Origin of the sequence: Citrobacter sp. MGH110, assembly GCF_001037515.1 — a bacterium.
GTDB lineage: Bacteria > Pseudomonadota > Gammaproteobacteria > Enterobacterales > Enterobacteriaceae > Citrobacter > Citrobacter portucalensis.
The window spans coordinates 2,225,557-2,244,557 of sequence record NZ_KQ089830.1; the positions used below are offsets into that span (position 1 = coordinate 2,225,557).

General features: G+C 51.5%; 14 protein-coding genes and 7 tRNA genes. 16 read left to right on the forward strand and 5 right to left on the reverse strand.

Annotated features, from left to right (window positions below):
- Nucleotides 1-30: 30 nt before the first annotated feature.
- From chiQ to nagE, 4 genes are all read right to left on the reverse strand, one after another.
- On the reverse strand, nt 31-363 hold the full coding sequence (chiQ, locus tag SK38_RS10680) for a ChiQ/YbfN family lipoprotein (protein ID WP_008784106.1): 333 nt from the start codon (nt 361-363) through the stop codon (nt 31-33).
- 49 nt (nt 364-412) lie between these two features.
- Entirely contained in the window at nt 413-1,819 is a 1,407-nt protein-coding gene (gene chiP, locus SK38_RS10685; RefSeq protein WP_048235880.1) for a chitoporin ChiP, read from the reverse strand.
- A 436-nt stretch (nt 1,820-2,255) separates the two neighbouring features.
- On the reverse strand, nt 2,256-3,923 hold the full coding sequence (gene glnS, locus SK38_RS10690; protein ID WP_048226099.1) for a glutamine--tRNA ligase: 1,668 nt from the start codon (nt 3,921-3,923) through the stop codon (nt 2,256-2,258).
- A 187-nt stretch (nt 3,924-4,110) separates the two neighbouring features.
- A complete protein-coding gene (gene nagE / locus SK38_RS10695; protein WP_048235881.1) occupies nt 4,111-6,060 on the reverse strand; it encodes a PTS N-acetyl glucosamine transporter subunit IIABC in 1,950 nt (649 codons plus the stop codon).
- A gap of 342 nt (nt 6,061-6,402) precedes the next feature.
- Between nagE and nagB the strand changes: the two genes are divergently transcribed.
- The 12 genes from nagB to SK38_RS10755 all read left to right on the forward strand — a co-directional run bounded on the left by nagB (nt 6,403) and on the right by SK38_RS10755 (nt 13,406).
- Entirely contained in the window at nt 6,403-7,203 is an 801-nt protein-coding gene (gene nagB, locus SK38_RS10700; RefSeq protein WP_003022803.1) for a glucosamine-6-phosphate deaminase, read from the forward strand.
- Between the two features lie 60 nt (nt 7,204-7,263).
- Nucleotides 7,264-8,412 (forward strand): N-acetylglucosamine-6-phosphate deacetylase, encoded by a 1,149-nt coding sequence (nagA, locus tag SK38_RS10705; RefSeq protein WP_048235882.1) that lies wholly within the window; start codon nt 7,264-7,266, stop codon nt 8,410-8,412.
- Between the two features lie 8 nt (nt 8,413-8,420).
- A complete protein-coding gene (gene nagC / locus SK38_RS10710) occupies nt 8,421-9,641 on the forward strand; it encodes a DNA-binding transcriptional regulator NagC (protein WP_048235883.1) in 1,221 nt (406 codons plus the stop codon).
- Nucleotides 9,642-9,807: 166 nt separating this feature from the next.
- Nucleotides 9,808-10,560: a ribonucleotide monophosphatase NagD gene (gene nagD, locus SK38_RS10715; RefSeq protein ID WP_003022792.1), complete on the forward strand. Its 753-nt coding sequence runs from the start codon at nt 9,808-9,810 to the stop codon at nt 10,558-10,560.
- Nucleotides 10,561-10,811: 251 nt separating this feature from the next.
- On the forward strand, nt 10,812-12,476 hold the full coding sequence (gene asnB / locus SK38_RS10720; protein WP_008784099.1) for an asparagine synthase B: 1,665 nt from the start codon (nt 10,812-10,814) through the stop codon (nt 12,474-12,476).
- Nucleotides 12,477-12,699: 223 nt separating this feature from the next.
- Nucleotides 12,700-12,776: transfer RNA gene (locus tag SK38_RS10725), tRNA-Met, on the forward strand.
- A gap of 8 nt (nt 12,777-12,784) precedes the next feature.
- Nucleotides 12,785-12,869, forward strand: a tRNA-Leu gene (locus SK38_RS10730).
- 23 nt (nt 12,870-12,892) lie between these two features.
- Nucleotides 12,893-12,967 (forward strand) — tRNA-Gln (locus SK38_RS10735).
- A gap of 37 nt (nt 12,968-13,004) precedes the next feature.
- Nucleotides 13,005-13,079, forward strand: a tRNA-Gln gene (locus SK38_RS10740).
- 21 nt (nt 13,080-13,100) lie between these two features.
- Nucleotides 13,101-13,177, forward strand: a tRNA-Met gene (locus tag SK38_RS10745).
- 43 nt (nt 13,178-13,220) lie between these two features.
- A tRNA-Gln gene (locus SK38_RS10750) sits at nt 13,221-13,295 on the forward strand.
- A gap of 36 nt (nt 13,296-13,331) precedes the next feature.
- A tRNA-Gln gene (locus tag SK38_RS10755) sits at nt 13,332-13,406 on the forward strand.
- Between the two features lie 104 nt (nt 13,407-13,510).
- Here the strand turns inward: SK38_RS10755 and ubiF are convergent.
- On the reverse strand, nt 13,511-14,686 hold the full coding sequence (gene ubiF, locus SK38_RS10760) for a 3-demethoxyubiquinol 3-hydroxylase (RefSeq protein ID WP_048235884.1): 1,176 nt from the start codon (nt 14,684-14,686) through the stop codon (nt 13,511-13,513).
- 145 nt (nt 14,687-14,831) lie between these two features.
- Here ubiF and miaB point away from each other — a divergent pair, with 145 nt between their 5' ends.
- The 4 genes from miaB to corC all read left to right on the forward strand — a co-directional run bounded on the left by miaB (nt 14,832) and on the right by corC (nt 18,987).
- Nucleotides 14,832-16,262, forward strand: a complete 1,431-nt coding sequence (miaB, locus tag SK38_RS10765; protein WP_003831327.1) for a tRNA (N6-isopentenyl adenosine(37)-C2)-methylthiotransferase MiaB — start codon at nt 14,832-14,834, stop codon at nt 16,260-16,262.
- A 206-nt stretch (nt 16,263-16,468) separates the two neighbouring features.
- On the forward strand, nt 16,469-17,515 hold the full coding sequence (locus SK38_RS10770; protein WP_003022776.1) for a PhoH family protein: 1,047 nt from the start codon (nt 16,469-16,471) through the stop codon (nt 17,513-17,515).
- The gene (gene ybeY / locus SK38_RS10775; RefSeq protein WP_003831323.1) at nt 17,512-17,979 is read left to right on the forward strand and encodes an rRNA maturation RNase YbeY; all 468 of its coding nucleotides are present in this window, start codon (nt 17,512-17,514) and stop codon (nt 17,977-17,979) included. Before SK38_RS10770 ends, ybeY begins: the two co-directional genes overlap by 4 nt.
- Before the next feature lie 129 nt (nt 17,980-18,108).
- Complete coding sequence (gene corC / locus SK38_RS10780; protein WP_003022770.1) at nt 18,109-18,987, forward strand: CNNM family magnesium/cobalt transport protein CorC; 879 nt, start codon at nt 18,109-18,111, stop codon at nt 18,985-18,987.
- The last annotated feature ends 14 nt before the right edge of the window (nt 18,988-19,001 follow it).

The window sequence follows — 19,001 nt, forward strand, 5'->3', positions numbered from 1 at the left end:
TCTCCGCCCGTTGTATTTTCATTTTTCGATTTACTGCGCAGTATTCTTACTGCGTATTTCCTGCCAGACCTTGTCACAATCAGCATTGACGGACTGACCGTTACCCGTGCGCGTGGCCTGGATACACTGCTGATAATCCAGCACGCGTACGCTTTCTTCATTGGCAAACTGTTGGTGCTGTTTTTCTTTCTTCAGCACATTCAACACGCTTTGGCAGGCTTCAATTTTCTCCGGCGATCCCTGCGCGGTATTAATACACGCGCTGTAGGCTTCTTTCAGACGGCTGTCCTCTTTCGGCGCAGGAGATTGCGCACACGCCACCAGCCCTGATGCCATAACGGCGATGAGTATCAGTTTTTTCATAGCACTTTCCTCAACGATGCGGCAGGCACCCGGCCTGCCGCTGTTGGCATTAGAAGATGGTGAACGGAGCAATAACGATGAACTTCACGTCGCGCTCATCCTGGAACATGTTGCCGTAGCCACCGCCCCAGCTCGGAATGTCTGAATGGTTGTCGTACTGAGTGAAGTGCAGCTTAAACATGGTGCCCTTCGCACGACCTTCCTGCAGGGTGTAGACCGCATCCAGGCTGTAAGAAGATTCTTCGATAGTCCGGTTTTTGTCGTAGTACGCATCCGGGTTGAGCTGCCAGGTTGATGGCTTAGCATCCCATGCGTAAACGTAGGACGCGCCTACCGCCCAGCCCGGCAGATTCCAGTTCTTCAGGTCATACATTGCGCCGAAAAAGACTGCCTTTTCACCGTTGGCGTTGAAGTCAGAACGGTTATCCCACCAGACATCCAGACGACCGTTTGAAGAGGCGTAGGTTGGGGTCATACGCTGCAGGAAGTAACCCTGCTGGCCGTCCGCTTTAACCCAGGTCCCTTCCAGACGAAGGTCAACGACTTCTGCCACTTTGTAGCCAAAGGTCAACGCCTGCAACCAGGCAGTGCCATCATAAATATCGTTCACGGTACGATCATCAACCTTGTCGCGTGCACCGTAGAACTGGTAGCTGGTGGTAAATGGGTTACCGCCTAAATCGAATTTGTAGCTGGCTTTTGCGAAGTACTGATCGACGTAACCTTCAGACTGACCAAATGCCGCTTCCAGCAACAGGTTATTTTTGAAGTCATATTTCGCGCCAATTGAGTGCAGGTAATCAACGCTGGTCTTTTTATCAGCTTGATAGAATTTATCGACTTCGGTGTGCCACGGTGCTTTATATTCGTTAGCCCACATATAGGAGAAACTCAGTGCGCCAGCATCACCGTAATCGAAGTTGGCACCGGCTTCAGCTCCCTGATAGGTACCTGGCATAAAACTCCAGTGCGGTGCCAGCAGAGTCTGCCCGGTTGGTTGAATGTAACCGGCGCGCGCCCAGGTTGGGCCGTATTTAAATTTAGCTGCTGCTTTATAAAGGCTAATCCCGCTCTTATCGCCGGAGTAATCCTCGTCATAGCCTTTATTTTTGGAAGAGAATGCGATTTCGTTTGGATGGCCGCTTTCGCTACTTTCGTTCATTTCAATAGCGGTAAATGCTGCGATATCAATACCAAACATATCGGCCGCATAACCGGACTGGAAGTCGAGGTTAGCGTTCCAGGTGGAGTGAGAAAGGTTGGTTTTGTATTTGTCATGATCGGTCACATCTTTACGGTCACGCTCACGCTGCCAGTAATAGATGCCGCCGGTTAAGGTTGAGTCATCAATGAAACCTTCGGCGTGTGCCTGCGGAGCGACAACAAAACCCGACATTGCTGTGATACCGGCGATAGCCAGCGCCAGCGTACTACGTTTGCCACTAAACGTACGCATATGTTAATCCTCTTTGACGTATAAAATGCTGCCGACAAAAGCGGACAGCGAAAAAACAAAAAATAAAAAAGTAGCGCTAAGAAAACCTCAGTGACTACAATGAATAGACTATTTTTCGCGACGCGAATTATCAATCTCTTTCTGTAACGAGTATGTAATAGTATGAGCAACCGCACATATTTGATTGCTTTCTGTTACATTTTCATCGGAAGATAAAAAAGCGTTGAAAAAATGAAAAAATCGCTTGTTTTCCATGGAGATGAAATCGGTTTCAGCCCATTTCATATTGAGGTAAGTTATTTAAACGTAAAAACATTCGCCCAGTCCATTATTACGGACATGTAATTAATTCGCTCCGCAAACGGAGCCTGGAGCACGGTTTTTTTGCGAAAAAAAACGCCGCATGAAGCGGCGTTTAGAGAGGATGTGTTGCGGCTTATTCGCCCGCTTTAGCCCACGTGTCACGTAGACCAACGGTACGGTTAAACACCAGCTTGTCAGCCGTTGCATAACGACTGTCCAGGCAGAAGTAACCTTCACGCTCAAACTGGAACGCTTTACCTGCAACCGCTGCCTTCAGCGACGGCTCACCGTAACCCTGCTTAATGACCAGCGATTCCGGGTTAATAACGGACAGGAAGTCTTCCGCCGCGCCTGGATTTGGCACGCTAAACAGACGATCGTACAAGCGGATTTCAATCGGCAGTGCATGGGACGCGCTCACCCAGTGAATAACGCCTTTGACTTTACGACCATCGGCCGGGTCTTTGCTCAGGGTGTCGGCATCGTAGGTGCAGAAAATGGTGGTGATATTCCCTTCCGCATCTTTCTCAACACGTTCGGCCTTGATCACATAAGCATTGCGCAGACGTACTTCTTTGCCCATCACCAGACGCTTGTACTGCTTGTTCGCTTCTTCACGGAAGTCTGCGCGATCGATCCAAATTTCACCGCTAAATGGCACTTCGCGGCTGCCCATTTCCGGTTTGTTCGGATGGTTAGGCATGGTGACCAATTCGCTTTCGCCCTGCGGATAGTTTTCGATAACCAGTTTAACCGGATCGATAACCGCCATCGCGCGCGGGGCGTTTTCGTTCAGATCTTCGCGGATACAGGATTCCAGAGAAGCGATCTCAATGGTGTTGTCTTGCTTGGTCACGCCAATGCGTTTGCAGAACTCACGGATCGCGGCAGCGGTATAACCGCGACGACGCAGGCCAGAAATCGTCGGCATACGCGGATCGTCCCAGCCTTCAACGTGCTTGTCGGTCACCAGCAGGTTCAGCTTGCGCTTGGACATCACGGTATATTCCAGATTCAGGCGCGAGAATTCGTACTGTCGCGGATGAACCGGAATGGTGATGTTGTCCAGCACCCAGTCGTACAGACGACGGTTATCCTGAAACTCCAGGGTACACAGGGAATGCGTAATGCCTTCCAGCGCATCGCTGATGCAGTGGGTAAAGTCGTACATCGGGTAGATGCACCACTTGTTGCCGGTCTGGTGGTGTTCGGCGAACTTAATACGGTACAGCACCGGATCGCGCATCACGATAAACGGCGACGCCATGTCGATTTTCGCACGCAGGCACGCTTTACCTTCTTCAAAGCCACCGGCACGCATTTTTTCGAACAGCGCCAGGTTCTCTTCGACGCTACGATCGCGGTACGGGCTATTTTTGCCAGGCTGAGTCAGCGTGCCGCGGTATTCGCGGATTTCGTCCGCTGACAGTTCGTCAACGTACGCCAGGCCTTTATTAATAAGCTCTACTGCATAGGCGTGAAGCTGATCGAAGTAATCCGAAGAGTAGCGAATGTCGCCAGTCCAGTGGAAACCTAACCATTCAACGTCGTTTTTAATCGACTCAACGTACTCGATATCTTCTTTAACCGGGTTCGTATCATCAAAACGCAGGTTGCACTGGCCCTGGTAATCTTGCGCAATGCCAAAGTTCAGACAAATGGATTTCGCGTGGCCAATGTGCAGATAGCCATTTGGCTCCGGCGGAAAACGGGTATGGATAGTGGTGTGCTTACCACTGGCCAGATCTTCATCGATGATCTGACGAATAAAGTTACTCGGGCGGGCTTCAGCCTCACTCATCGTGGATTCCTCAAAGCGTAAACAACGTATAACGGAGTATGATCTTATAAGCGACGTCAGGAGACAACTATTAGTTGCACAAAAAAGGTGTTTCAACAGGATATATGAGGGCATTTGCTGCAAAAAAAAGCGGCGGAGGAATATCCCCCGCCGCTTAAGGCACTTAACTCACTTTACTCAGGAGCAGTTATTTACCTTTAATCTCATACAGTGGTGTTTGACCGGCAACCACATGACCTTCGGCTTTAATAACCAGAGCGCCGAAATCATCGCTGTTGCTGCACACAACCGGGCTTATCATCGAACGTGCGTTAGCGTTCAGGAACTCCAGATCCATTTCCAGAATCGGTTGGCCTGCAGTAACTTCCGCACCTTCTTCAACCAGACGCTTAAAGCCTTTGCCTTCCAGCGCTACGGTATCGATGCCCATATGGACCACGATTTCCGCGCCTTTAACAGTTTCCAGGCAGAACGCATGGTTAGTGTTGAAGATTTTCACGATGGTGCCCGCAGCCGGAGCAACCACGATTTTATCCGTTGGTTTCACTGCCACGCCGTCGCCTACTGCTTTGCTGGCGAAGGCTTCATCAGGAACCTGTTCCAGCGCAACTACGTCACCAGTAATCGGAGAAACCAGCGCTTCAACGGTGACTGCATTCGCTACAGCCTGCGGTTTTGCTACTGGGGCCGCTGCTGCTGGCGCACTTTCACCAGATGCTGCTGCCACCGGACCACGCGCGACAACTTTCTTCATTTCGTCGCCGATGGATTCGGCTTTCGCACCCACGATGACCTGGATAGTTTGCTTGTTCAGCTTAACTACTCCAGATGCACCTAAACGCTTACACATCGCATCGTTTACGCGACCGGAGTCGGCAACGGTCAGACGCAGACGAGTGATACAGGCATCAATCGCTTTCAGGTTATCAGTACCGCCAACCGCTGCAATGTAGTTGGTTGCCAGTTGAGCCAAACCTTCTTCAGTGTTGCTGTTGGCTTCTTCAGTAACGATATCATCTTCTTTATCTTCGCGGCCCGGCGTTTTCAGGTTAAACATACGAATAACCGCGCTGAACAGCACAAAGTAGATAACGAAGAACACCAGACCCATCACCACCAGCATCCAGACGTTCTTACTTGCTGCTGGCAGGTTGTACATCAACACGTAGTCGATAGCACCTGCGGAGAAGGAGAAGCCTGCGTGGATCCCCAGCAGTGTTGCAACGAACAGGCTAATACCGGTTAACAGTGCGTGCAGGAGGTACAGCAGTGGAGCCAGGAACATGAACAGGAATTCCAGCGGCTCGGTAACACCGGTCAGGAACGCGGTGATCGCAACGGACAGCAGCATACCGCCAACCATCGGACGACGTGCTTTCGGAGCCGCGAAGTACATCGCCAGCGCCGCACCCGGCAGACCAAACATCATGATTGGGAAGAAGCCAGACATGAACATACCCGCAGTGCCGTCACCCGCGTAGAAGCGGTTGATGTCACCGTGGAATACGGTACCTGCAGCATTAGTAAATTCGCCAATCTGGAACCAGGCGATGGTGTTCAGCACCTGATGCAGACCGGTTGGGATCAGCAGACGGTTGATGAAACCAAAGATACCGGAACCCAGCGCGCCAGCGCCCACGATCCACTCACCACCCGCATGGATGGCGTTCTGCACCGGCGGCCATACGTAACCGAAGATAGCAGCCAGCACCAGACAGAAGAAGCCAGTGGCGATCGGCACAAAGCGTTTGCCGCCAAAGAAGCTCAGGAAGTCAGGCAGTTTGATACCAGACCAGCGGTTATACACAGCACCGCCGACCAGACCGGTGATGATACCAGCCAGCACGCCCATATTGATTGCAGGGTTAATGGTAACCATTGCTTTGGTCAATATGAAATAACCGACCGCACCTGCCAGCGCTGCTGCACCTGCGCTGTCTTTTGACCAGCTGGAAGCAACACCGATCGCAAAAATTAACGCGAGGTTATCAAAGATGGCCCCACCCGCTTGCGCGATGAAGGGTACGTTAAGTAAATCTGGTTGGCCGAATCGCAGCAGCAGTGCCGCGACTGGCAGCACAGCGATGGGGAGCTGTAACGCCCTACCCAGCCGCTGGAAAAAACCTAAAATATTCATTTTATTCCCCCTACGAGACCCCGATTAGGCTTCTTTGAAGCCATATTTTTATTGTGCGACCATTCCTGACAGCAAGATTCTGGAACAACGATATTAACCATTCATCTACATTCAGAGTGTGTGAAAAATTAATTCGTATCGCAAATTAAACGCGTGTTTTTTGTGATTCCAGTCACCAAATATCGTTATTAACCCTCCCTTTCACTGGCTAACTACGAAAACTTATTTTATCATTCAAAAAATCGAAACGGATTGATCCTTACCGATGCAAAACCAGGTTACGCTTATTACTGCACAGAGACTCAATCCGCCAACTGCTTACTTTTACTTTTGAGGTGAAGAATGAGACTGATCCCCCTGAATACCGCTGAACAAGTCGGCAAATGGGCTGCTCGCCATATCGTTAACCGTATTAACGCGTTCAAACCAACGGCAGATCGTCCGTTCGTTCTGGGCCTGCCGACTGGCGGTACTCCGCTGACAGCTTATAAAGCATTGGTTGAAATGCACAAAGCGGGCCAGGTGAGCTTCAAGCATGTTGTTACGTTCAACATGGACGAATATGTTGGCCTGCCGAAAGAGCATCCGGAAAGCTACCACAGCTTTATGCACCGCAATTTCTTTGATCACGTTGATATTCCAGCAGAAAACATCAACCTCCTCAATGGTAACGCGCCGGATATTGATGCAGAATGCCGTCAGTATGAAGAAAAAATCCGTTCTTACGGTAAAATCCACCTGTTTATGGGCGGTGTAGGCAACGATGGTCACATCGCGTTCAACGAGCCAGCTTCCTCTTTGGCTTCCCGTACCCGCATCAAAACGCTGACTCACGACACACGTGTTGCTAACTCACGCTTCTTTGACGGCGACGTAAGCCAGGTACCTAAATATGCGCTGACCGTTGGCGTGGGCACCCTGCTGGATGCTGAAGAAGTGATGATCCTGGTTCTGGGCCACCAGAAAGCACAGGCGCTGCAAGCCGCCGTTGAAGGCAACGTTAACCACATGTGGACCATCAGCTGCCTGCAGTTGCATCCAAAAGCCGTTGTGGTCTGCGATGAGCCTTCCACCATGGAACTGAAAGTGAAGACGCTGAAATACTTCAACGAGTTAGAAGCGGAAAATATTAAAGGTCTGTAATTGATGTCTCCGCCCTGTCGATAAGTTGCAGGGCGGCATTTTTTGAAATCGGGGGTCGGAATGTATGCTTTAACCCAGGGCCGGATCTTTACCGGTCACGAAATTCTTGATGACCATGCGATTGTTGTCGCCAATGGCCTGATCGACAGCGTTTGCCCACTGGCTGAATTACCGTCAGGGATTGAACAGCGCTCACTGAATGGGGCCATTGTTTCCCCCGGTTTTATTGATGTACAGCTGAACGGCTGCGGTGGCGTGCAGTTTAACGATACGGCAGAAGCCGTAACCGTTGAAACGCTGGAAATCATGCAAAAAGCCAATGAAAAATCTGGCTGCACCAACTATTTGCCAACGCTTATCACCACCAGCGATGACCTGATGAAACAAGGTGTTCGCGTGATGCGTGAATACCTGGCGAAACACCCGAATCAGGCATTAGGACTTCATCTTGAAGGCCCGTGGCTGAATCTTGTTAAAAAAGGCACCCATAATCCGGGATTTGTCCGTCAGCCGGACGCTGCACTGGTTGATTTCCTGTGCGATAATGCGGATGTGATCACCAAAGTCACACTGGCACCAGAAATGGTCCCGGTAGAGGTCATCACCAAACTGGTGAATGCGGGTATCGTGGTTTCTGCGGGTCATTCCAATGCAACGGTAAAAGAAGCAAAAATCGGATTCCGTGCAGGTATTACCTTTGCAACGCACCTGTTCAACGCGATGCCGTACATTACCGGCCGCGAACCCGGTCTGGCGGGCGCTATTTTGGATGAAGCCGATATCTACTGCGGTATCATCGCCGATGGCCTGCACGTTGACTACGTTAACATTCGTAATGCTAAGCGCCTGAAAGGCGACAAGCTGTGCCTGGTTACTGACGCGACCGCGCCAGCAGGTGCAAACATTGAACAGTTCATTTTCGCTGGTAAAACAATATACTACCGCAATGGACTGTGTGTTGATGAGAACGGCACGTTGAGCGGTTCATCATTAACCATGATTGAAGGCGTACGCAATCTGGTCGAGCATGCAAATATCGCCCTCGACGAAGTCTTACGCATGGCAACGCTCTACCCTGCTCGCGCCATCGGCGTCGACAAACAACTCGGCAGCATCGCGCCAGGCAAAGTAGCCAACCTGACTGCGTTCACGCACGACTTTAAAATTATCAAGACCATCGTTAATGGCAACGAGGTCGATACTGAGTAAGAGAAAGAATGACACCAGGCGGACAAGCTCAAATAGGTAATGTTGATCTCGTAAAACAGCTTAACAGCGCGGCGGTTTATCGCCTGATTGACCAGCATGGGCCAATCTCGCGAATTCAAATTGCCGAGCAAAGCCAGCTTGCCCCCGCCAGCGTAACCAAAATTACGCGTCAGTTGATCGAACGCGGGCTGATCAAAGAAGTCGATCAGCAGGCCTCCACCGGGGGCCGCCGCGCTATCTCTATCGTCACAGAAACCCGCAATTTCCACGCCATTGGCGTACGACTGGGTCGCCACGACACAACGCTCACGCTCTATGATATGAGCAGTAAAGTTGTCGCCGAAGAGCATTACCCCCTCCCGGAGCGCACCCAGGAAACGCTGGAATATGCGCTGCTCAACACCATTGCCATCTTTATTGAGAGCTGCCAGCGGAAAATCCGTGAGCTGATCGCAATTTCTGTCATCCTGCCAGGCCTTGTCGATCCTGAAAGCGGCGTCATCCGCTATATGCCACACATTCAGGTCGAAAACTGGGGACTGGTCGAAGCGCTCGAAAAACGCTTCAAAGTCACCTGCTTTGTTGGTCATGATATTCGCAGCCTTGCGCTGGCTGAGCACTATTTCGGGGCAAGCCAGGATTGCGAAGACTCCATTTTGGTGCGAGTGCACCGCGGAACCGGCGCGGGTATCATCTCCAACGGCCGAATTTTCATCGGTCGCAATGGCAACGTCGGCGAGATTGGTCATATTCAGGTAGAGCCGCTGGGTGAGCGCTGTCACTGCGGTAATTTCGGCTGCCTGGAAACCATTGCCGCCAATGCTTCTATTGAACATCGCGTGCAAAACTTACTGAAGCAGGGTTATCCAAGTCGACTCACGCTGGATGATTGCAGCATCAAAGCCATCTGTAAGGCAGCAAATAAAGGCGATAATCTGGCAGCAGAAGTTATTGAGCACGTTGGTCGCCACCTGGGTAAAACTATCGCCATTGCCATCAACCTGTTTAACCCGCAAAAAATCGTCATTGCGGGCGAAATTACCGAGGCGGATAAGGTGCTGCTGCCTGCAATAGAAAGCTGTATCAACACGCAGGCGTTAAAGGCGTTTCGCCATAATTTACCGGTGGTTCGGTCCACGCTGGATCACCGCTCCGCCATTGGCGCCTTTGCGCTGGTGAAGCGCGCAATGCTCAACGGCACACTGCTGCAACGTTTGCTGGAAAACTAATACACGTCATCCTTCGAGCTGCCTCTGCGTTAGCTGCATCTGCTCACCCCGGTCACTTACTTCAGTAAGCTCCAGGGGTTCGCAGACTTGCCGCCTTGATGCAACTCGAATGATGTAGTGTATTTTGTGTATAGTAATGCCTTCTTTTTTTAATGTCGGATTGTCCATGGCCATTAAGAATGTAATTTGTGATATCGACGGCGTGCTGATGCACGACAATGTTGCTGTACCGGGTGCGGCAGAATTTCTGACTGGGATCCTGGAAAAAGGCCTGCCGTTAGTCCTGCTGACTAACTACCCTTCGCAGACCGGGCAAGATCTGGCAAACCGCTTCGCCACCGCGGGTGTGAATGTCCCTGATAGCGTCTTTTATACTTCCGCGATGGCTACCGCTGATTTTCTTCGTCGCCAGGAAGGAAAAAAGGCCTACGTGGTGGGTGAAGGCGCGTTAATACATGAACTGTATAAAGCTGGATTTACCATTACCGACGTGAACCCCGATTTTGTGATTGTTGGCGAGACACGTTCCTATAACTGGGACATGATGCATAAAGCGGCGTATTTTGTCGCCAACGGCGCTCGTTTTATCGCCACTAACCCGGATACCCACGGTCGCGGCTTTTATCCCGCCTGTGGAGCACTCTGTGCCGGTATTGAGAAGATCTCAGGCCGTAAACCGTTTTATGTCGGCAAACCCAGCCCGTGGATTATTCGCGCGGCGCTCAACAAAATGCAGGCGCACTCGGAAGAAACCGTTATCGTTGGTGACAACCTGCGTACCGATATTCTGGCAGGTTTTCAGGCGGGTCTGGAAACTATCCTGGTACTGTCTGGCGTTTCCAAGCTTGATGATATTGACAACATGCCGTTCAGACCAAGCTGGATTTACCCGTCCGTTGCTGAAATAGACGTCATTTAATCTCTTTAGCCGGATAACAACATCTGCAAGTTATCCGGCCTGAAAAATACATACATTCAACAAAATCACCATTTCACTGCTGATTCATCAATAATAGCGCTCATTACATAATCTTTTTTCATCAATCCACAATGACCATTGCGTTTTTTATTTTCTGACCCGTAATTCGCTTGCGCCCTCTCCAGCTTTGCGGCATTTTCTTTATCAAGCAAACATAAAAAGCATCACGCAACAGGTTAACGGAGAAGGTTATGTGTTCTATTTTTGGCGTATTCGATATTAAAACTGACGCAGTTGAACTGCGTAAAAAAGCCCTGGAACTGTCTCGTCTGATGCGCCACCGCGGCCCGGACTGGTCAGGTATTTACGCCTGTGATAACGCCATTCTGGCGCACGAACGTCTGTCCATCGTCGACGTCAATGCCGGTGCTCAGCCGCTGTACAACGTGAAGAAGACACATATCCTGGCGGTTAACGGTGAAATTTATAACCACCAGACGCTGCGTGCTGAATACGGCGATCGCTACCAGTTCCAGACCGGTTCCGACTGCGAAGTTATCCTCGCGCTGTATCAGGAAAAAGGACCCGCGTTCCTCGATGACCTGCAAGGGATGTTCGCTTTTGCCCTGTACGACAGCGAGCAGGACGCCTACCTGATCGGTCGAGATCATATCGGGATCATCCCGCTGTATATGGGTTACGACGAGCACGGTAACTTCTACGTTGCGTCTGAGATGAAAGCGCTGGTTCCTGTCTGCCGCACAATCAAAGAATTCCCGGCCGGTAGCTATTTGTGGAGTAAAGACGGTGAAATTCGTCAGTACTACCAGCGCGACTGGTTTGAATACGATGCCGTCAAAGACAACGTTACCGATAAAAACGAGCTGCGCCAGGCGCTGGAAGATGCGGTGAAAAGTCACCTGATGTCAGATGTTCCTTATGGAGTTCTGTTGTCCGGTGGTCTGGATTCATCTGTCATTTCCGCGATAACTAAAAAATACGCGGCACGCCGTGTTGAAGATCAGGAACGTAGCGAAGCCTGGTGGCCACAGCTGCACTCCTTCGCCGTCGGCCTGGAAGGCGCTCCGGATCTGAAAGCTGCGCAAGAGGTGGCGAACCATCTGGGGACCGTGCACCATGAGATCCACTTCACCGTGCAGGAAGGTCTGGATGCGATCCGCGACGTGATTTACCACATCGAAACTTACGATGTCACGACGATTCGCGCCTCGACGCCAATGTACTTAATGTCGCGTAAAATTAAAGCGATGGGTATTAAAATGGTGTTGTCGGGTGAAGGTTCGGACGAAGTGTTTGGCGGCTATCTCTATTTCCACAAAGCGCCAGATGCAAAAGAACTGCACGAAGAAACCGTGCGCAAGCTGCAAGCGCTGCATATGTTCGACTGCGCCCGTGCCAACAAAGCCATGTCGGCCTGGGGTGTAGAAGCTCGCGTGCCCTTCCTGGATAAGAAATTCCTTGATGTGGCGATGCGCATCAACCCGCAGGACAAAATGTGCGGCAACGGCAAAATGGAAAAACACGTTCTGCGCGAATGTTTTGAGTCCTACCTGCCGGCAAGCGTCGCATGGCGTCAGAAAGAGCAGTTCTCTGACGGTGTCGGTTACAGCTGGATTGACACGCTGAAAGAGGTGGCTGCAGAACAAGTTTCAGACCAACAACTGGAAACCGCCAGCTTCCGTTTCCCGTACAACACGCCATCGTCAAAAGAAGCGTATTTGTACCGTGAGATTTTCGAAGAGTTGTTCCCGGTAGCAAGCGCTGCCGAATGCGTGCCTGGCGGGCCGTCGGTTGCCTGTTCTTCTGCCAAGGCGATCGAATGGGATGAGGCGTTTAAAACCATGAACGATCCATCTGGCCGTGCCGTTGGCGTACACCAGTCCGCTTATAAATAAGTTAATCCTTAGATAAGAGCCCTGCGGGGCTCTTTTTTTATGTTTGTTTTCTGTGCAAAAAAACAATTAATAACTAATAATTGCCGAATATTGCGTCATGCTGTTCGCAACCTAACCAAACAGTCACATTCCAGCTATTTTCAATGAAAAAGGGGTTGACGCTTCAAGGCTCAATACGCATAATGCGCCCCGCAACGCCGATAAGGTTACGCGAAAAAAAGATGGCTACGTAGCTCAGCTGGTTAGAGCACATCACTCATAATGATGGGGTCACAGGTTCGAATCCCGTCGTAGCCACCATCTTTTTTGCGGGAGTGGCGAAATTGGTAGACGCACCAGATTTAGGTTCTGGCGCCGCAAGGTGTGCGAGTTCAAGTCTCGCCTCCCGCACCATTCACCCGTAAGCGTTGCACGGATGGGGTATCGCCAAGCGGTAAGGCACCGGTTTTTGATACCGGCATTCCCTGGTTCGAATCCAGGTACCCCAGCCATTTTTTCTTCGATATAGCGGTTCACCGCAACGGTCATTGGGGTATCGCCAAGCGGTAAGGCACCGGTTTTTGATACCGGCATTCCCTGGTTCGAATCCAGGTACCCCAGCCATCGAAGAAAATGTTAGTATTTGGCTACGTAGCTCAGCTGGTTAGAGCACATCACTCATAATGATGGGGTCACAGGTTCGAATCCCGTCGTAGCCACCATATTAAGGACGTATCGACTCGTTCGGTAAATCCAAAAAATTGTTGGGGTATCGCCAAGCGGTAAGGCTCTGGTTTCTGATACCAGCATTCCGAGGTTCGAATCCTCGTACCCCAGCCAATTTCAAAAAGTCGTCCACTCTGTGGGTGCACCCGTTGGGGTATCGCCAAGCGGTAAGGCTCTGGTTTCTGATACCAGCATTCCGAGGTTCGAATCCTCGTACCCCAGCCATATTAAAAAAGCTCGCTTCGGCGAGCTTTTTGCTTTTCTGCATTTATCGCCTGATGGCGCTCCGCTTATCAGGCCTACGTATTTTCCCCGTAGGCCTGCCTGAATTACAATCCTAACGCATACTTCAGTGCCTGACGTTTCAGTACGCCAGCGCGCTCTGCGGCCATGAGCCCGAGATTACGCATGATGCGCAGCGGCTGCAGGTTATTGCTGAATCCGGCATAGAACAGATCCATACCGCTTTGCATGATGAAATTGTCAGTCATACGGCGATTCTGATAGCGCTTGAGCACCGGCTGACTGGCCCAGGATTCACCGTAGCTGCGCGCGTTCACCAGCACATCAATCAACGCATCAACATCACGAAAGCCCAGATTAACGCCCTGCCCCGCCAGCGGATGAATGGTATGCGCGGCATCACCTACCAGCGCCAGCCCCGGTTGCACATATTGCAGCGCATGACGACGCGTAAGCGGGAACGCCCCCGCAGCCACTGGCATCACCTTACCGAGTCGCGATGGAAAATGTTTAGCAATCTCCGTCTGCAATTGCGGCATATTCAGCGCTTGCAATTGGCGGATGCGAGCCGGTGAGTCGTACCACACCAACGAGGCCCAGTTATCAAACAGCGGTAAAAACGCGCGCGGGCCGTCAGGCGTAAATTGCTGCCAGGTGCTGTCTCCCGGTGAATTTTCGCATTGCACGGTTATCAACATACAGGACTGCGCGTACTGCCAGGCATGGATACCAATCCCGGCCATTTTTCGCACCTGAGAGTTGGCACCATCGGCGCCGATGACCAGCTTCGCGCTAATGGTTTCGCCGCCTGCCAGCTCAAGCTCATGTCGATCGTTATGTTGATGCAAAGAAATCAGGGACGTCGGTACGCGCAGCGTGACTTTGGGGTGAGCTTCCAGCGCCTGCCAGAGCGCCTGTTGCAGGACCGTGTTTTCCACCATATAGCCCAACAGAGGCAGCTTAAGCTCGGCGGCATCAAACATCACATGGGCATTTTCCCACTCCCACGTTTCCAGTCGACGATAAGGATGGCTGCGCATCCCCTGCACCGTATCCCAGACGCCCAGCCCTTTTAGCAACGACACCGATGCGGAACTTATGGCAGAAATTCTGACATCAGGCTGTCCGTCAGCCACAAACGGCGCGGGAACGGCATGCTCAATGACCGTTACCGTAAATCCATGCTGCGCCAGTCCAAGCGCCAGCGCGCCGCCGACCATCCCCCCGCCGACAATGGCAATTTCCGTTGGTTGATTTGTCATGGTCAATTATCCAGTTACATGTATTGTGTAAGTTTACAGGATTTTTTACCCCTTGAGGCTGACATCCGTCATACTGGTCACAACCGCGCCAAAGCAGTACACTATGCGCCCTGCATTTCAGCCACAATTTCGCAAGAGCAAGTCGATGACCAAAAAACTCCATATTAAAACCTGGGGCTGTCAGATGAACGAATACGATTCATCGAAGATGGCCGATCTGCTGGATGCCACTCATGGGTATCAACTGACTGACGTGGCGGAAGAAGCGGATGTGCTGCTGCTGAATACCTGCTCAATCCGTGAGAAGGCTCAGGAAAAAGTGTTCCATCAACTGGGCCGCTGGAAACTGTTAAAAGAGAAAAACCCCAAGCTCATCATTGGGGTCGGTGGCTGTGTTGCGTCTCAGGAAGGCGATCATATTCGCCAGCGCGCGCATTACGTCGATATTATTTTTGGGCCGCAAACTCTGCACCGCCTGCCGGAAATGATCAACAAAGTGCGTGGAAGCACGACCCGTAGCCCGGTGGTTGATATCAGTTTCCCGGAGATCGAAAAGTTCGACCGACTGCCGGAACCGCGTGCTGAAGGTCCAAGCGCGTTTGTGTCCATCATGGAAGGTTGTAATAAATATTGTACTTACTGCGTGGTGCCCTACACCCGCGGTGAGGAAGTCAGCCGTCCGGCGGATGATATTCTGTTTGAAATCGCCCAGCTTGCAGCCCAAGGCGTGCGTGAAGTGAACCTGCTGGGGCAAAACGTGAACGCCTGGCGTGGTGAGAACTACGACGGCACGATCGGGTCTTTTGCCGATCTGTTACGTCTGGTCGCAGCGATCGACGGTATTGATCGTATCCGCTTCACCACCAGCCATCCGATTGAATTCACCGATGATATCGTTGAAGTTTATCGCGATACGCCAGAGCTGGTGAGCTTCCTGCATCTGCCGGTACAGAGCGGTTCAGACCGCGTACTGAACCTGATGGGGCGCACCCATACCGCGCTGGAATACAAAGCGATCATCCGCAAGCTGCGCGCTGCGCGTCCGGATATCCAGATTAGCTCCGACTTCATCGTTGGCTTCCCGGGTGAAACCACGCAGGATTTCGAGCAGACCATGAAGCTGATTGCTGACGTCAATTTTGACATGAGCTACAGCTTTATTTTCTCTGCGCGTCCTGGCACCCCTGCCGCCGATATGGTTGACGACGTACCGGAAGAAGAGAAGAAACAGCGTCTGTACATTCTACAGGAGCGTATCAACCAGCAAGCTATGGCCTGGAGCCGCCGTATGGTCGGCACGACCCAGCGCATTCTGGTTGAAGGCACATCGCGTAAGAGCATCATGGAACTGTCAGGCCGTACCGAAAATAACCGTGTGGTGAACTTTGAAGGCAACCCGGATATGGTCGGTAAGTTCGTAGACGTAGAAATTACCGATGTCTGGACTAACTCCCTGCGCGGTAAAGTGGTGCGTACCGAAGATGAAATGGGTCTGCGTATCGCAGAATCCCCTGAATCGGTCATTGCGCGTACCCGTAAAGAAAACGATCTGGGCGTCGGTATTTATCAGCCTTAATCCTGCTGAAAAACGTAAAAAAGGCCCGATACCGCTACACTTATCGGGCCTACAATCCTGGGCTCGCTGTCCCGGCGGGTCTTGTAATCTGCCCTATCATCCCCATATTTGCTGCAATGCTTGCGCCTTTCCCCCATGGCGTGAATAATTTCCTTAGATGCCGGTAAATGTTCAGCGTCCGGCGAGACATGCATAAGAGGAACAGTTTGAACATAGACACTCGCGAAATCACCCTTGAACCCGCAGACAACGCCCGCCTGTTGAGCCTTTGCGGCCCATTTGATGACAACATCAAACAGCTGGAACGTCGCCTCGGCATCGAAATTAACCGCCGTGATAACCACTTTAAACTGACCGGTCGTCCAATTTGCGTCACCGCTGCGGCAGATATTTTACGTAGCCTGTACGTCGATACCGCCCCAATGCGCGGTCAGACGCAGGACATCGAGCCTGAACAAATTCATCTGGCGATCAAAGAAGCGCGAGTACTTGAGCAAAGCGCAGACAGCGTGCCTGAATTTGGCAAAGCGGTGAACATCAAAACCAAGCGTGGAGTAATTAAGCCGCGCACGCCGAACCAGGCACAGTACATTGCGAATATCCTCGACCACGACATCACATTTGGCGTTGGCCCTGCGGGTACGGGTAAAACGTATCTCGCGGTTGCCGCTGCGGTTGATGCGCTTGAGCGTCAGGAGATCCGTCGCATTCTGCTGACCCGTCCGGCAGTGGAAGCGGGCGAAAAACTGGGATTCCTGCCAGGAGATCTCAGCCAGAAAGTCGATCCGTATTTACGACCGCTGTATGACGCGCTTTTCGAAATGCTCGGCTTTGAAAAGGTTGAAAAGCTGATTGAGCGTAACGTCATTGAAGTTGCGCCACTGGCCTATATGCGCGGTCGTACGTTGAACGATGCGTTCATCATTCTTGATGAAAGCCAGAACACCACCATCGAACAGATGAAAATGTTCCTGACCCGTATCGGCTTTAACTCCAAAGCGGTCATCACTGGCGATATCACCCAGATTGACCTGCCGCGTAGCACCAAATCCGGTCTGCGTCATGCCATTGAAGTGTTGGCTGAAGTCGACGAAATTAGTTTTAATTTCTTCCATAGCGAAGACGTGGTGCGCCACCCGGTGGTTGCCCGTATCGTCACGGCGTATGAAGCCTGGGAAGAAGCAGAACAGAAACGCAAAGCCGAGCAGGCTGCAGAACGCAAGCGCGAAGCTCAGGAGCAGGAACAAAAATGAGTCAGGTTATCCTCGATTTACAGCTGGCATGTGAAGACGAATCCGGTCTGCCAACAGAAAGTCAGTTTCAGGGCTGGCTGGATGCGGTGATCCCGCAGTTTCAGGAAGAGTCTGAAGTGACGATTCGTCTGGTCGATGACGCGGAAAGCCACGACCTGAACCTGACCTATCGCGGGAAAGATAAATCCACCAACGTGCTCTCTTTCCCGTTTGAGGCTCCTCCGGGCATTGAGATGCCGCTGCTGGGCGATTTGATCATCTGCCGTCAGGTGGTTGAGAAAGAAGCGCAGGAGCAAGGCAAACCGCTTGAGGCCCACTGGGCGCACATGGTGGTGCACGGTAGCCTGCATTTACTCGGCTACGACCATATTGAAGACGATGAAGCGGAAGAAATGGAATCCCTCGAAACAGAGATTATGCTTGCTCTGGGCTATGAGGATCCGTACATTGCCGAGAAAGAGTAAGCATTTCGACATCTTGTAGGCCTGATAAGGCCTACCTGGTTTGAAGTACAATGAAGAGATATGCCGTCAACAGCTGAGTAAACGCATGACGCGCTTTGTATTAACTAACATGAGAACCCATACGACGCCATGAGCGACGACAATTCACACAGTAGTGACACCTTAAACAGCAAAAAGGGATTTTTTTCCCTGTTACTGAGCCAACTTTTCCACGGTGAACCGAAAAACCGCGACGAACTGTTGGAGCTGATCCGTGATTCCGGGCAAAACGACCTTATCGATGAAGATACGCGCGATATGCTCGAAGGGGTAATGGATATTGCGGACCAGCGTGTTCGCGACATCATGATCCCTCGCTCCCAGATGATTACCCTGAAACGCAACCAAACTCTGGACGAATGCCTCGATGTCATTATCGAGTCTGCCCACTCGCGTTTCCCGGTAATTAGCGAAGACAAGGATCACATTGAAGGGATTCTGATGGCCAAAGATCTGCTGCCGTTTATGCGTAGCGATGCCGAAGCCTTCAGCATGGAGAAAGTGTTACGCCAGGCGGTTGTCGTCCCTGAAAGCAAGCGGGTTGACCGCATGCTGAAAGAGTTCCGCTCCCAGCGTTATCATATGGCTATCGTCATCGACGAATTTGGCGGTGTCTCAGGTCTGGTGACCATTGAGGACATCCTTGAACTGATTGTCGGTGAAATTGAAGATGAGTACGACGAAGAAGACGATATTGATTTCCGTCAGCTCAGTCGCCACACATGGACTATTCGTGCACTGGCGCCGATTGAAGACTTCAACGAAGCTTTCGGCACGCATTTCAGCGATGAAGAAGTGGATACCATTGGCGGGTTGGTCATGCAGGCCTTCGGTCATCTGCCCGCGCGTGGAGAGACCATCGACATTGATGGTTACCAGTTCAAAGTGGCAATGGCCGACAGCCGTCGTATTATTCAGGTTCATGTCAGAATTCCGGACGACTCACCCCAGCCCAAACTGGACGAATAAACCCGAAACTGGAT